The organism is Klebsiella sp. S69 (assembly GCF_016516145.1).
Lineage (GTDB): Bacteria > Pseudomonadota > Gammaproteobacteria > Enterobacterales > Enterobacteriaceae > Klebsiella > Klebsiella oxytoca.
On the sequence record NZ_JACVUU010000001.1, the window covers coordinates 153,571 to 167,756 of the forward strand.

General features: G+C 44.3%; 13 protein-coding genes. 9 read left to right on the forward strand and 4 right to left on the reverse strand.

Annotated elements, in window-relative coordinates; genetic code table 11:
- The 9 genes from IAE27_RS00715 (at position 1) to IAE27_RS00755 (ending at position 8,965) form a co-directional block, all read left to right on the forward strand.
- Positions 1 to 1,221 (forward strand): beta-ketoacyl synthase N-terminal-like domain-containing protein, encoded by a 1,221-nt coding sequence (locus tag IAE27_RS00715; protein ID WP_108704153.1) that lies wholly within the window; start codon positions 1 to 3, stop codon positions 1,219 to 1,221.
- Positions 1,222 to 2,184: an ATP-binding protein gene (locus IAE27_RS00720; protein WP_200091518.1), complete on the forward strand. Its 963-nt coding sequence runs from the start codon at positions 1,222 to 1,224 to the stop codon at positions 2,182 to 2,184.
- A 76-nt stretch (positions 2,185 to 2,260) separates the two neighbouring features.
- On the forward strand, positions 2,261 to 2,905 hold the full coding sequence (locus IAE27_RS00725) for an ABC transporter ATP-binding protein (RefSeq protein WP_413785468.1): 645 nt from the start codon (positions 2,261 to 2,263) through the stop codon (positions 2,903 to 2,905).
- Positions 2,889 to 3,533, forward strand: coding sequence for a hypothetical protein (locus IAE27_RS00730; RefSeq protein WP_004099495.1), 645 nt, complete (start codon positions 2,889 to 2,891; stop codon positions 3,531 to 3,533). Before IAE27_RS00725 ends, IAE27_RS00730 begins: the two co-directional genes overlap by 17 nt.
- The gene (locus IAE27_RS00735) at positions 3,534 to 4,844 is read left to right on the forward strand and encodes an ABC transporter permease (RefSeq protein WP_154022361.1); all 1,311 of its coding nucleotides are present in this window, start codon (positions 3,534 to 3,536) and stop codon (positions 4,842 to 4,844) included. It begins immediately after the preceding gene.
- A gap of 9 nt (positions 4,845 to 4,853) precedes the next feature.
- Positions 4,854 to 5,732, forward strand: a complete 879-nt coding sequence (locus IAE27_RS00740) for an outer membrane lipoprotein-sorting protein (RefSeq protein ID WP_227685204.1) — start codon at positions 4,854 to 4,856, stop codon at positions 5,730 to 5,732.
- Positions 5,638 to 7,026, forward strand: coding sequence for a hypothetical protein (locus tag IAE27_RS00745; protein ID WP_064355442.1), 1,389 nt, complete (start codon positions 5,638 to 5,640; stop codon positions 7,024 to 7,026). Before IAE27_RS00740 ends, IAE27_RS00745 begins: the two co-directional genes overlap by 95 nt.
- Positions 7,027 to 7,035: 9 nt before the next feature.
- Positions 7,036 to 7,968: an ACP S-malonyltransferase gene (locus IAE27_RS00750; protein WP_064355440.1), complete on the forward strand. Its 933-nt coding sequence runs from the start codon at positions 7,036 to 7,038 to the stop codon at positions 7,966 to 7,968.
- A 10-nt stretch (positions 7,969 to 7,978) separates the two neighbouring features.
- Positions 7,979 to 8,965 (forward strand): hypothetical protein, encoded by a 987-nt coding sequence (locus IAE27_RS00755; RefSeq protein WP_154022362.1) that lies wholly within the window; start codon positions 7,979 to 7,981, stop codon positions 8,963 to 8,965.
- 150 nt (positions 8,966 to 9,115) lie between these two features.
- On the opposite strand, the gene IAE27_RS00760 is transcribed toward IAE27_RS00755, so the two are convergent.
- From IAE27_RS00760 to IAE27_RS00775, 4 genes are all read right to left on the reverse strand, one after another.
- Positions 9,116 to 9,442, reverse strand: a complete 327-nt coding sequence (locus IAE27_RS00760) for a hypothetical protein (RefSeq protein WP_070557188.1) — start codon at positions 9,440 to 9,442, stop codon at positions 9,116 to 9,118.
- Between the two features lie 501 nt (positions 9,443 to 9,943).
- A protein-coding gene (locus IAE27_RS00765) for an IS3 family transposase (RefSeq protein WP_110232061.1) occupies positions 9,944 to 11,043 on the reverse strand; the annotation gives its coding sequence in 2 pieces (ribosomal slippage) (positions 9,944 to 10,791 and positions 10,791 to 11,043; 1,101 coding nt in all).
- Between the two features lie 410 nt (positions 11,044 to 11,453).
- Positions 11,454 to 12,839 carry an MFS transporter gene (locus IAE27_RS00770; RefSeq protein ID WP_004099503.1) on the reverse strand — a complete coding sequence of 462 codons (1,386 nt, stop codon included), beginning with the start codon at positions 12,837 to 12,839 and terminating at the stop codon, positions 11,454 to 11,456.
- Between the two features lie 156 nt (positions 12,840 to 12,995).
- On the reverse strand, positions 12,996 to 14,174 hold the full coding sequence (locus IAE27_RS00775) for a Gfo/Idh/MocA family protein (protein WP_004111004.1): 1,179 nt from the start codon (positions 14,172 to 14,174) through the stop codon (positions 12,996 to 12,998).
- Between the last annotated feature and the right edge of the window lie 12 nt (positions 14,175 to 14,186).

Below are 14,186 nucleotides of genomic sequence, written 5' to 3' on the forward strand. Positions count from 1 at the left end.
ATGGACAGGAAGTCTATTATTTCTGGTTATAGCGTTCATTTACCATTTGCCGATGATAGTTCGCAGCTCATTGCAAATCTGAAACAGGGAAAGCGTGTCAAAACCGCGCCTTGGTTCAAGTCGAATGATGAAGCTATTAAATGTGGGCTTCGTGGTAATGTCAATGCTGCAAAGATGAAATATAGTAATGATAGCATTCCTGAATTACTCTATCGCCTAATTGATGAGGCCTTAAAGCAGTCAATGCTGGATGAGAATTGTCTTCGAGAAGATAATATCAGAGTCTATATTACTGGTATAGGGCCTCGAGTTGATGCTATAGATTATCGTTCTTTCGCTACTTATAATGATATTGAAGATCTCGCGCTGACTCCTTCAATAACCAATTTATGCGCCAGAAATATGTCTCAGGATATAATCGCAGAGCTTTTGGCTAAAAAATATCGTTTGCGGTATCTACCACCGAATATTAATTGTACCAGTAACTCCGGGCTTACAGCCGTTCATCTGGCAAGCCATGCAATTGAGCGCGGTGGTATAGAGCTTGCGCTCATTATTAATATATCCCAGATAAAATCTCAGGATATTTGGTTTCTCTCAACTCAATCAATGCTGGATACGGATCTTGTTCAACCGTTTGGTGTAAATAGCAAAGGGGTGATCTTTGCTGAAGGTTATAGCGTTCTGGTACTTGAAAGTGACCATCATCGCCTGGCCCGACAACTTGTTGATGGAGTGAGTATCAAGACGGCTTATAAACAGATTAATGCCAGTAGAAGTAACGATGTTTACTGGCAGAGTACCTGTATATTAAAACTAGTCAACCAACTCTTGAATGATACGAGAGTTAAAATTGAGGACGTGTGCGCTTTTATCCCTCATGGTAATGGTACAGCGTTCAGTGACAGCATTGAAGCGAAAGCTATTGCTATTCTGGCAGGGGAGAATATGCTACCAGTCCTCGCTTACAAAGGGCAAATAGGTTATACCGCTACTGGTTCTGGATTGGTAGATTTAATAATTGGTCATCATTCAGTAAGTTGTCATGAGTTAATAAAATCGGTAATTAATGAACCCATTATTAATGGTATAGCTCACCACTTTCTTACCGGGCCGGGAGTAATAAAACATCACAAGAGCCATTTGCTTAAAACCGGCTTAGGGGTAGATGGTTCTATTATCGCAGCTTTGCTGTCCAATACCGCCAGGGAAGCTAGCTAAATGGATGATGCTATGCATTTATTATCGTTGTCTCTTATGGAGCCCGAGGCACCTTTATTTTTATACAGCCCCAGTTGGCTAAATGTTTGGGAAGCACATTCCTATGATATGGCTTTGAAAAATACCGATACAAATAGCTGGGATTTTAAACGATTTGGTACTCGCGCAGATGTCTATGACAAAGAAATAGTGAACAGAACTAATTACATGGCGTATATCTCCGCGTTAGAAAAAGTATCCGATGCCGCAATGCAGGCGTTGCCTCAGAAGGAACGTATGCTATTGATGAAATCACGAACTGCCTTTATCTATGTTGACTCATGGGGAGAAGCGGCTGGCTTTGAATATGATATAAGTACGCTGCATTTATCTACCATTGATACACTACCAAAAAATTTAGTAAAAAAGTTTTCTGTAGATAATGTGACATGCAAAATCCGCGGGGAAAAAAATGCGCTGATTCAGGCAATGCGCCTGGCGCAAGACTATTTAAGCTGGGATATCTTTGATTTTGTCATTGTTTGTGGTGGTTATCGTGTCATACCATTGTTAGTGTTTACCGCAACAAATATTAATCCTCGTAGTAAAATGAAAGAATCTCGAAAAATTCCCGGGATGAATTTATCAATCGAACGAGTAGGATGTTTTATTTTCAGTCAGACAACTGGTGATCTAAAAGTAAACTGCGGGCCCTATTTCAGCGCAGACTCATCACAGTATCAAAAAAATTATGCATCAGATATTGATCTGGTTGCATTCTCCGGCAGAGCCAGTTCGATAACGCCATTTTTTAACCATCCTGTAAAATTACTCGATCTTGAAAAGAAATATGGTTCTAGTGGCTGTATAACGCCTGCTTTGAGCTGGCATTATATTTTTCAGCACGCTTTTAAGGGCGGTCGCATGAGAACAATTTTGCCCGGTTATAATGGCGGATTAACTTATTTTGATACCTGGTATTAACCATGAGGCCACAGTGAGAGCTAATATTAAAGAATTGCCAGCTATTTCTTTGCATGGTATTTATAAAAATTATGGAATGGGCGAGAACGAGGTTGTTGCGCTTAAAAATATCAATGTTGATATCGCTGCTGGCGAGTTTATGGCTTTATGTGGGCCTTCTGGTAGTGGTAAAAGCACATTATTAAATATATTATCCGGAATTGATAAACCCTCCGCAGGGCATGTTTTCTTTCTCAATAAAAATATGAATGCATTGTCAGAGAGAAATCTGGCAGCAGTACGTAGTAAGCATCTGGGATTTATTTTCCAGTTCTTTAATTTAATCCCGGTACTTAACGTGTTTGATAATGTTTTTTATCCATTGATACTTAATGGCCATTTCGATGCCAGAACTGCAAAGGAGCGAACCCTCCATTTTCTGAATAGCGTGGGTTTATCCGGCCTGGAAGACCGGAAACAGGGGCAGCTATCTGGCGGGCAACAACAGCGTGTCGCCATAGCAAGAGCACTCGCACATGAACCTCAGATTGTCGTTGCAGATGAACCTACAGGAAATCTCGACCTGGCGACGGGAGACGCAATTCTGGATCTTTTACTAGATATCAATCATCAAACGGGCACCACTTTTATTATATCGACCCACTCCACCCAGCTAACGGAACGTGCGCGCCGAGTGGTGGAAATCCGTGATGGAGAATTAGCTTATGATTCATATGAATAATTTCTTCAGGTTACTGTGCCTGAGCCTGTCTCTGGTTATTGTAGCCGCCACGGCGGCTCCCACTTATACGCCTGTAGTTGAAAGCATACTCCATAATGGGTTTCCAACTCAGCCTGACGTGTTAGCAAAAACTACTCAATCTCTATCCGATGAGTTCAAAAAGACCGGAAATATTGCTTCGCTGGTTTTTTATGCCTACGGGATGTTGAGGCAAGCAAACTATTTTTTGGCCACTAATGATATTATTAAGGCTTCAGAGTATGCTAAAACAGGCTTCTTTTATCTCGATGAAGCTGTGGATTTAAATCAAAACATACCACTCATCAGATATCTGCGTGCCAAGGTCGATGCGTACCTACCCGCCGAGTTGGGACGCTGCGTTATTACCCTCGAGGACACAGACATACTGCTAAAACAAGAATTAAGTAGCAGAATTCGAGATAACGTCAATGATATGCGCTACAGAGCATTTTATAACTGTAAACTTTATCAACAGGCTGGCCAATTATTATCAATATTACAGGTGGATAATCCAAATAAAAAAATTGATATGGCTTATAACGGTTCATCTACCTGGGAACTTGATGAAGTTACGCAAATTATTATACCCCTTATGAGGGCCAAATAAATGTCAATGAATATGATCTTTGTAAATGGTTTTGTGCTTATAATTGTTTTATTTATCATCTATTGTGTCGTTTTCCGCTTCCGTGATGCTAAGTTTTCTTTTTTGAATTTATTAAGGCATCGCAGAAGAACTTTGTCAACAATTTGTGCGATAATTCTTGGTGGTGTTGCCATATTTTTATATGGCGGCTTTATTAATTATTCTTTCTGGATTCTCCAGCAGCAAACAATCCGCACAAACATTGGTCATGTACAAGTTTATAACAAGGAGTACTTTGATACTGCAAACAAGAGTAAACATCTCATCAATAATTATGCTGCTCTAAAAAATGATATTATGCATAATTCTTCGCTAGCTAATGATATATCCACCCTTTCAGGGCAGCTTGAGTTTACAGGAGTTATTTCTCAATATGAAAATGAAACCTCAAGCTATTTTTCTGCTCAGGGGGTCGAGCCTTTACCTGCCTTGAAACTGGGTGCCTTTGATAAAATCATTTTAGGCAGTGATTTATCGCGCGTAAAACGTAATGAAATCACAATAGGCAGCGGGCTGGCAAAAACTCTTGCCGCGGGTTATGGCGACTGGCTTGATGTGATGGTAGTTAATACATCAGGTGGCCAGGGAGCTTTATCGTTAAAATTGCGTGGGATATTTGCATCCGGTATTAAAGATTATGATGATGTAGCATTGAAGGTTCCGCTAGATACAGCACAAAGGATTATGGGCACAGATGGCGTGAGTAAAGTACTTATATTGCTGAATAATAATAATGTTGATGAATTTATAGTTAAGTTGAATAAATATATTGTTGACAATAAGTTGCCGCTGGTTGTGAAGGACTGGAAAGAAACATCTATTTTTTATCAACAGGTCGAGGGAATGCTCTCAGGCATATATTTCTTTATCAAACTTATTGTCGCGCTTATTGTCGTGTTTATGATTGGTAATTCAATAACGATGAATATTGCTGAGAGAACGCGTGAAATAGCCACCCTGAGAGCCATTGGTCTTGAGGCCTCCCATGTGACATTATTATTTTGGCTGGAAGGTGTTTTTATTGGCGTGTTTGGTGCCATGGGGAGTGTTTTGGTGGGATATTGTTTAGCTGCGATGATCAATGTTTATGGGATTGCTATGCCGCCATCCCCGGGTCAATCGATAGGATATACTGCGTTTATTAAGATCGATAATGTCGAGCTTTTCTGCACTACGCTGGTTTTACCGATTTTTACATCAGCTCTTGCGTCTGTTCTTCCTTCGTATCGCGCATCACGGCTCAATATTTCTGCGGCGTTTAAATATTCCTGAGGAATGAGTATGAAACACCTGAAACTGCGCTTACTTATTCTTATTACTTTTTTTTCTTCGTCCTGGGTAATAGCCGAGACTCCGGCACCTCAGGCTATAGATATTATACGTTTGGCTGATGATATACGTTCGCCTAATGTACCTTTCCGCTATACGGTAACTGTTCTTGAATATAAAGAGGGTGGCGAGAAGCCGGAGAGTAAACAAATTCTCGATGTGTCAATGCGTTTTATGAAACCTGAAAATGGCTCGCGGGCAGATGCGCGTTCTTTAGTCCGGTTTATTTATCCTCCACGGGATAAAGGGAAGATTATGCTTTCTGATTGGTACGATCTCTGGTTTTATACACCTGAACTACGAAAACCGATACCTATTTCACCGGCACAAAGGTTGAGTGGCCAAATCTCAAATGCAGACGTTATCGTCACTAATTTTGAGTACGCCTACGATTCTACAATCGAAGGTACTGAACCTTGCGGACAGAAAGTCTGTTATAGACTATCACTGATACGCAAATCGGATAAGGTAACTTATCCAAAGGTGATATACCTTGTAGAACAAGGAGATGATTTCAGGCCTTACCAGGCATCTTATTACTCCCTTGATAACCAATTGCTCAAAAAAGTCTCCTATAAAAATTACCAGAAAATTTTAGGTAAATATCGGCCATCTGAAATTGTCGTACAGAGTGCTCGATATGCAAAAGGCTATTCAGTGATGAAATATAGTAACGTAAGACTGGAAAAATTACCTGAGTATTTTTTTACAAAAGAGGCGATGTTAAGGGGGGGCAATGAAAATATCTCTCTACGTCCTTATTCCCTTTTTTACTTTAGTCTCTACCCTGGTTCAGGGACACTGTCTGTCCGCAAGTGTGTTGCAAGATAATATGGATGTTACTTTGGCAGCGCAGATTTCATATGTAAATAAAGAACCGTCAATCTGGAAAATTGATGGTCGCAATCCGTACGTGGCCGACAATGTTTATAATGATATTGCGTTAGGCATAAAAGGTCAGTGCGATCTAGTGGATAATAATCTCAATATGGATTTTTCATTTTATTCTTTAGGTTATTATCCGATTCGCAGTCCCGGAGTCTTTGAAAAAGATAAAAATCGTGCAAGGATAATGATAGATCGACTGCGTTTTACCTATGCTTTATCTGATACAACACGCCTGGAAGGAGGGAAGCTGAGACCTTCAAAAGGGGCCTTTTTCTTAAGATCCCCCGCTACATTGCTGACAAATTATTATTCCGGTTTTAAAACAAACCGAATATATGGGCCAGCAATGGAATCAGCTTATAGCGAATCATTTTGGGGGGGCACATTATCTAAAGAGTATCAGGATTATAATTTTTTACTTACGCTAGCTCCCAGATTGAGCAGTATCGATAAGTACTATGAATCATCAGGCAACTGGTCTGCAGCACAACGCTCAAATAGCGAAGAGCGTTACCTATTAACTTATAATGATTACCGACTAGCTAGTCATCGCCTGTCCGCTAATTTACTATTAGGCGATAATCCGGCGTTTTCATTATCAGAACTATATAATTATACATCACAGTTTTTAATTAATGCTGAGTTTTCCTGGCATAAAGGCCAGCAGTGGCGTCACTTCTCAAATGATAAAAAAGAGGCCGTACTGGCTGGCGCATTTCCATCCTCACTCTATTCTGTGGAGGATAAACAAGGCGTTGAGTTTGCGCTTGGCGGGCAGTATACAACTGATAGCTTTAGCGTATTCGGCTTAGAATACTATTTTCAGAGTGAGGGATATTCGAAAAAGGCCTGGCAGGAGCAGATTGATTTCATTCGCTTGATGGGATACAGGACTGGCTACGATTTTTTAGACCGAGCGTTTGATAGCTATAAGTATCTTATGGCCTCAGAGATTGGTAACACTTCAAATAAAGGCATGCTGTTATCCAAACATTACTTTAATACCTATTTTAGTCTGCGTAATCATGACCAGTCCACCCTGCAACCCTATGCAATGATAAATATAGCGGATGGCAGCGTATTATTTGGGGCCCATTTTATTAAACCCTTGCAAGGTAAGTGGGCGCCGTTTGAGTTATATGCCGGCGCATACAGCTCCCTGGGAGGTTCTGAATCAGAGTTTGCGCTATTTGGTGAAACACTAAGCATTTATGTCGGTTTTAAATACTATTTATAAGGATATTTTATGGTATCACAGCTATCAACACCTTCTGTCGCTCTTATCTTTGCAGGACAAGGTAACCCTGTTATTGGAATGGGGTCTGATTTGTGGGATCTGAATGCAGTCACAAAAAATATTTGGGACTGCGCGAGCGATATTACCCAAATTGATATTCGCCGTTTATGCGAGCGCGGGCCGATGAGTCGCCTGGTCCAGACAACGGCTCAGCAAGTTGCCGTTACGGCTATTAACGTGACGCTCTATTGCCTCTGTCTAGAAAAAATGCCTGATTTGCCAATCGTGGGTTCTTGCGGGCATAGCGTTGGCGAGTACAGCGCGCTTTTCGCTGCGGGTGCATTTAACCTGGAGGCGCTTTTTAGGATGATACATACCCGTTCAAAGATTATGAATGATTTAAGTAAAATTCATAAAGGAGCTATGCTCGCGGTTAAGGGCGCTGATTTTGAAACCTTAACTAACATGATTTCCGCATCTGGTATACCTGTCGAGGTGAGTTGTGATAACAGCTGTCGTCAGCAGGTTATCGGTGGCACGACTGCTGATCTGGGCCGTATCTCACAGATCCTTTATGGTGCCGGTTTAGAGGCGGTTAAACTGGGGGTTAGCGGCGCATGGCATACGCGTCTGATGGCCGATGGTGTTCAGATGATGCGCGATTTTTTGCAAAAAATCGATATTTGTTCGCCTAAATACAGCGTGCTGATGAATGTTACCGGGCAAGCAGAATTCCTTCCTGAGCAGATCAAAGAAAATCTGGCTCTACATCTGACGCATACGGTGCAATGGACAAAATCTCTTGCGGCTCATTTACAGAATTCTCAGCCGGTAACTTTTCTGGAGTTCAGCAATAAAGCTTATTTAGGACAACTCCTTTATGACTTCCGGCGTTTCGCGCCAGAAAATGTCGTGCATTGTAGAAAGCTGATTGGCTTGTAATGGAGGTGCTATGATCCCTGACTATTTAACATTTACTCGTTATCAGGATAAACGAGTGATTATTTATCTTTATCTTTTAACTATGTTTTTACTTTTCCTTTTCTGGAAAAACAATGGTTATAACTTATTGCCGAGTAATGTATTGAGCCTGAGCGTTATCCTGGCATTAATTGTCTTTTCTTTTATTTACGAGCTGAAAAACTATTGGGGTTATAAATGTGTCATGAAGAATATAGATTTTTCCTGTTTTCAGGGGAAAGCTATATCCTCGTATGAGGCGTTTTTGTGGCATCCGGCAGTGGTTACCTTCTCATACTTTGCGATGTTTTATCTTCTCATTACGAGCTGCCTGTCATTTATGTCATCGGGTCATGCACTACTTTGTATTGCTATTATTTCGCCATTGGCTATTTACCTGGCGTTTAAATATGCACGTTATAGCTATGTGAAGCGAATGAAGGATTTTACTGCCCAAAAGGCAGTCTGGCGCAATCTACATCATTACGTCGGTTTTAATCTTTTTATCACCTTTTTAATGAATAGCTTGATAGTCAGCCCGTTAGCAAATGAGGATGATTTTTCTTTGGCGGATGGTTTTTTTTCAGCCAGATTAATGATAGCGATGTTTATTCTTTGCGTTATTGTTTTGTTTTTAGATATGATCTTCATCCGTCCATCGAAACGCTACATTTTTCTCGGGCGATTGTTCCTGAGGGAATTTGACTTCCATCTATCAAAGTCAATCCCCTGGCCATGGCTCTATAATAAAGCGATGTGGCTTAGATTATTCATGGTTTTAATCACTCAGTTTATTTGGATTGTATTGCTCAATGTCATTTTGGCATTTTCGGGATTGAGTATTTATTTTGAATTTTATTTTTTATCCTGCTCTCTGCCTTCATTTTTTTATTTCTATCTACATGCTTACTGGCATTGGCATAATGATTATATCGTCGCATGTGATATGTATTTTCGTTGCGATCGAATTGAACGTTAAAATGAAATAAAACTTACTAAGGAGATATGCACGACAGCATTGCAGTTTACAATCCTGAATGAGCGGATGTAGATTATATGTGAATGTTAATCTGAAAAGATGTATTGTTGAATGGATAAAGCCAGTCAGTTCCCTGACTGGCTTGGTTTTTTATTTCTGTAAAGAAGAAACTACGTCGCCCCAGTTCGTCGCTGCATCATAGACGAAGTTTGACCAGATACCTGATTTTTCATACATCATTGAATTCAGGTGATCTGCCAGAATGCTACCAATACTGGATGGGGAGCCACTCAGCAAGTTGCTAAGCATATCCAGAGAGGTTTCCAGCGCCGTTTTGGCAATGGTAAGGGAGCCATCAAAGCCGACTTTCATCAGTCCAAGTGCGGATTGAATAGTGAAATCAACCAGGGCACAAGGCAGGTCAAAGAGGCCAGCACCCGAGATATTTTCCATTTCAAATTGTGTTAATTCTTTCATTTTTTATTCCTGTGCTATTACTATTTATAATTACTTAGTTGCGGGCAAGCTGAGTACACCCTCGTAAATATTAACCAGGGCTTTGTTTTGATAATAGTGAATATTTAAATGAACCGGTAATTCATTATGAATAGTTAACGTGATGATAAATTCGTGCTTCTAATAAAAATTCCGAATAATTGCGTTTTTTATAATTGATTGATTTTATATTTTATGGCTATGGGTTTACTACCAATCTTTTATCTCTCTTACTGAAAGTAATGGCTATGTGGCATTTTTAGAACGTAATTTTTAAATTTTATGCTGCGGGTATTATGAATTCACATAGTGATGTTAGATTGTTTTATGTGAATGGCCCTATACTGCTATCCATAAAAATAAGCTATCTATAATTCACCGTCGCTTTCTTCGTTCTAATATAGATAATCCCTCAGGCAGTTCATGTTTGTCCTTTACCAATTTCAAAAAATGACCTTGGCCCAAAATCAGTGCAGTGCTAAATCAGAGATCTTCGTCTTTCCGGAGACTTCGGATGAATTCAGCCGGAGTCATGTCATTTAATGATGAATGCGTTCTCTCATGATTATATTCCCTGCGCCAGTTGTCGAGTTTGTCCTGCGCATCTTCCAGTGAGAGAAACCAGTGAATGTTCAGGCATTCATCCCGCAGACTGCCGTTAAATGATTCAATAAACGGGTTATCCGTTGGTTTTCCGGGGCGGGAGAAGTCCATTGTGACCCCGTGCTCATACGCCCATTTATCCAGACTTTTCGAAATAAACTCGCTGCCGTTATCTGTCTGAATACGTACCGGCAGGCGCTTGCCCAGCACCCGTAACCCTTCCATCACACCGACCACATCCTCACCTTTCAGCGACTTTCCGGCATGGATCGCCAGACACTCCCGACTAAAATTATCCACTACAGTCAGCGCCCGGAAACGTCGTCCGTTAAACAGGTTATCCGACACGAAATCCATACTCCAGCACTGATCGACACCGGTCAGGACCGGACGTTGCTGACGATGTGCTGCACTGACATGCCTGCGGGGGCGCTTTTTGCGCAGGTTGAGGCCTTCCAGACAGTAAATCCGGTGTGTTTTCTTGTGGTTAACAGGCCAGCCTTCCCGCCGCAGCTGAATATGAATACGCGGACAACCGTAGCGGATCCGGGTTTCCGCTATTTCCCGGATACGCAGGGTTATCGCCCGATCATCCCGCCGGCTCTGCCAGTGGTAAACGGTTCTGCTCTGCATCAGCAGTCCGCATCCCCGCCGGACACTGATACGGTAAGCCTCCCGCAGAAAATGCACCGCCTGACGCTTCTGAGCCGGCCTCAGAACTTTTTTTTGATAACTTCCTGCAGCATCTCCTTGTCCAGACTTAAATCGGCCACCAGACGTTTCAGACGCTGATTCTCTTCCTCAAGCTGGCGCAGGCGGCGCAGCTCTGTCACGCCCATGCCGCCAAACTTTTTCTTCCAGTTGTAAAATGTGGCTTCAGAAATGCCCATCTTTCGGCAGACTTCCTCCACCCGAGTGCCGGTTTCGGCCTGTTTCAGCGCAAATGCTATCTGTTCTTCGGTATAGCGGGTCTTTTTCATGGCGATGTGCCTCTCTGTGAGATGGAAGAAAGACCGGAGACTTCAGTTTAGCCTGGCACTGTTTTCAGGGAGGAGATCAAAAAGTTGTTTTTGATGTTTATCACCAGGTCAGAACAGCTGCACGGTGATAATCCCAGAGACTGAGCGACGCTGCTATCCTCCCGGTGCGTTTATTGCGAAGCATCTCATGCCGCTTTCTGCTTGTCTGCCTGGGCTCAGCCCTCTTATGGGGAGGTGAAGTGGGGATTTGAAACGTAGCGTTAGCTTAAAGAAGATGAGAGGGATAACGCGAAACCAACGCTTAAAGCGGCGAAGATAATTGGGAGGGGAGACCGTCACGCAAGCTTTCGCCAGTACGCAGCAGGGACATCATACCTGCCACGTACCATGTCCCTGGCTGCTTAACCACTTTACGCGGGAACGGTCTGAACTGCCCCCTGCTTAATCACCTGCTCAATCTCAAAGCGGTTAGTCACCTTACTGTCGATTTTGATATACACCGAACGTTCGTTGTTAACTACCAGTACCTCTTTAACTCCTGCTTGAGCCTGTAGCCGTTGCTGTAGCATTTCATCCGCCACCACGTCGGCAGGGATCTCGACCCGCAGGCTACTAACGTAAGGCGGTTCGCTCATGGTGCTGGCCACCAGTAACCACAGCATTGCCAGCAGGGCGCCAAGCAGGAAAACGGTTTGTGAATCAAAAAAGCCGTCTACCCAGCCGCCTAGCGAACCGCCAATCGCGACTCCAAGAAACTGGCTGGTAGAGTAAATCCCCATCGCTGTTCCTTTGTAGCCGGCAGGTGATTCTTTACTGATTAACGAAGGCAGTAACGCTTCGAGCAGGTTAAACGCGAGGAAAAATAGCTGAACGCCGGCAACCAGTTCCCAGAAATAGCCTCCCGCTCCCCAAAGTACGATCTCGGCGATCAGTAAAATGGCAACGCAGAGCAGAAAAACGCGCTTCATTTTGCGCTTTACTTCGGCGTAAATAATAAACGGCACCACGGCAACAAAAGAGACCAGCATGGTGACCAGATAGATTTTCCAGTGCTCAGCTGCGGGAAAACCGGCAGCTTCCAACTGACCCGGCAGGGCAACAAAGGTGGACATCAGCATAATATGCAGGCACATAATGCCGAAATTGAGCTTCAGTAGTTTTGGCTCGGCAAGCACTTTGCTAAAGCAGCCTTTCACCATACCGGATTCACGGTTAAGCACGTGATTATGGCTATTTGGCACAACCCACAGCGTAAGCAGAATCCCGAGCATCGCCAGAGCGGCAATCATCCAGAATAAGGCGTGCAGGCCTAACTGGTGGGTGATAATAGGTCCGAGGACCATGGCGATGGCGAAGGTAATACCAAAGCTGACGCCGATAAACGCCATGGCTTTAGTGCGATTCTGTTCGCGGGTTAAGTCGGAAAGCAGCGCCATTACCGCTGCGGCAATCGCTCCGGAGCCTTGCAGCGCGCGGCCAAGAATAATGCCCCAGATCGATTCGGAAAGCGCGGCGATAATGCTGCCGAGAACGAAGATTAACAAGCCGCCGACGATAAGCGGTTTACGGCCAATGCGATCGGAGAGGAGGCCAAAAGGAACCTGGAATATTGCCTGCGCCAGTCCATAGATGCCTATAGCCAGGCCAATAAGGGCTTCACTTGCGCCCTGGAGCGCCATGCCATAAGTGGTCAGAACCGGCAGGACCATAAACATGCCGAGCATGCGCAGAGAGAAAACGGTCCCCAGACCCCAGGTTGCGCGCAGTTCGCCTGGCGTCATTTTGTTATCGTTCATTACCACCTCAATCTAAAAACTGCGCCTAGTGTAGTGGGGGGAGCCAGAAGCGTAAATAGATGTTTGTTTAACAGATATTACTGCTGTGTTGCACGATGAGGTGAGGGCGGTAGACAAAAAGAAACCAGCGGAGCGGGCTCCGCCGGCTAGCGGAGATTATTGGCAGTTAAAATCAACCCATTGGCCGCCTGCATCGGCGGATTTGACGCATTGCTCAACCCAGTAGACCCCGTGGAGCCCGGCTTCGACGTCCGGATACCAGAAGTTATCCAGAAACGCCTGGTCACGGCGATCCATTGCATCGATAGCGATGGCGTAACGGCGGTAAAGGTTAGCCCATGCCTCAAACAGCCCTTCCGGGTGGCCGCCGCCGATGCGGTCGTCTGCCAGCGCCTGCGGACTTAAATAGGGCATTCCACGTTCAAGAACGCGCGCGGGTTCGCCCTGCACCTCATAGCTGAGCTGATTTGGACGCTCATCCCACCACTCAAGGCTGGCTTTCTCGCCAATGACGCGGACTTTTTGTGAGTGCATAGCGCCGCTGTTGACTGCGCTGGTCCACAGTGAACCGACGGCACCATTATTATATTCCATCAGCACGAAGGCGTTATCTTCCAGCGGCGCGCGCGATTTGACGAAGCTCTGACGTGCGCACATCAGCCGGGTGATATTCAGATTTGGCACCATGGTTTCCGCAATAAATAGCGGGTGAGTCGCCAGATCCCCCAGCACGTAGCTAGGGCCGGCATATTTGGGCGTTACCCGCCAGCGGGTAGATTCAGCCTGCAGTTCAACGGCTTCATTATGAAAACCGTGGGCAAACTGCATATTGATAATGCGGATCTCCCCAAGCATACCCTCCGCGATCATCTGCCGCGCCTGCTGAATCATCTGGTGCCCGGCGTAGCCGTAGGTAACGCCGATTATTTTGTTCTGCTTTTTGCTCAGCGCCAGCAGCTCGCGGGCCTCGGCGGCGGTAAAGCACAGCGGTTTTTCACAGATAACGTGCAGCCCCGCTTCCAGCGCTGCTTTGGTGATCGCGAAATGGGTATTGTTCGGCGTAGTGACCGAAACGGCTTCAATGCCGTCAGGGCGTTTGGCTTCCTCTGCAAATAGCGTTTGATAGTCGGCGTAGCAGCGCTCGGGGGCGATTCCGAGCTGCTCGCCAAATTGACGGCCGCGTTCGGCATCAATATCGAGCGCGCCGGCCAGCAGGGTAAAGACATTGTCGCGCAGTGCTGCACAGCGGTGGCTGTAGCCAATCTGGCTGGTGCCGCCGCCGCCGACCATTCCCCAGCGCAGGGAGCGAGATAAGGGTTTCATGCCGTTTAACATGATGATGCACTC

Coding starts and splice junctions, on each gene's coding strand:
- IAE27_RS00770 (WP_004099503.1), bottom strand. CDS start 12,839: ATGAACGATAACAAAATGACGCCAGGCGAACTGCGCGCAACCTGGGGT.
- IAE27_RS00775 (WP_004111004.1), bottom strand. CDS start 14,174: ATGTTAAACGGCATGAAACCCTTATCTCGCTCCCTGCGCTGGGGAATG.
- IAE27_RS00720 (WP_200091518.1), top strand. CDS start 1,222: ATGGATGATGCTATGCATTTATTATCGTTGTCTCTTATGGAGCCCGAG.
- IAE27_RS00735 (WP_154022361.1), top strand. CDS start 3,534: ATGTCAATGAATATGATCTTTGTAAATGGTTTTGTGCTTATAATTGTT.
- IAE27_RS00750 (WP_064355440.1), top strand. CDS start 7,036: ATGGTATCACAGCTATCAACACCTTCTGTCGCTCTTATCTTTGCAGGA.
- IAE27_RS00745 (WP_064355442.1), top strand. CDS start 5,638: ATGAAAATATCTCTCTACGTCCTTATTCCCTTTTTTACTTTAGTCTCT.
- IAE27_RS00730 (WP_004099495.1), top strand. CDS start 2,889: ATGATTCATATGAATAATTTCTTCAGGTTACTGTGCCTGAGCCTGTCT.
- IAE27_RS00740 (WP_227685204.1), top strand. CDS start 4,854: ATGAAACACCTGAAACTGCGCTTACTTATTCTTATTACTTTTTTTTCT.
- IAE27_RS00755 (WP_154022362.1), top strand. CDS start 7,979: ATGATCCCTGACTATTTAACATTTACTCGTTATCAGGATAAACGAGTG.
- IAE27_RS00760 (WP_070557188.1), bottom strand. CDS start 9,442: ATGAAAGAATTAACACAATTTGAAATGGAAAATATCTCGGGTGCTGGC.
- IAE27_RS00715 (WP_108704153.1), top strand. CDS start 1: ATGGACAGGAAGTCTATTATTTCTGGTTATAGCGTTCATTTACCATTT.
- IAE27_RS00725 (WP_413785468.1), top strand. CDS start 2,261: ATGGGCGAGAACGAGGTTGTTGCGCTTAAAAATATCAATGTTGATATC.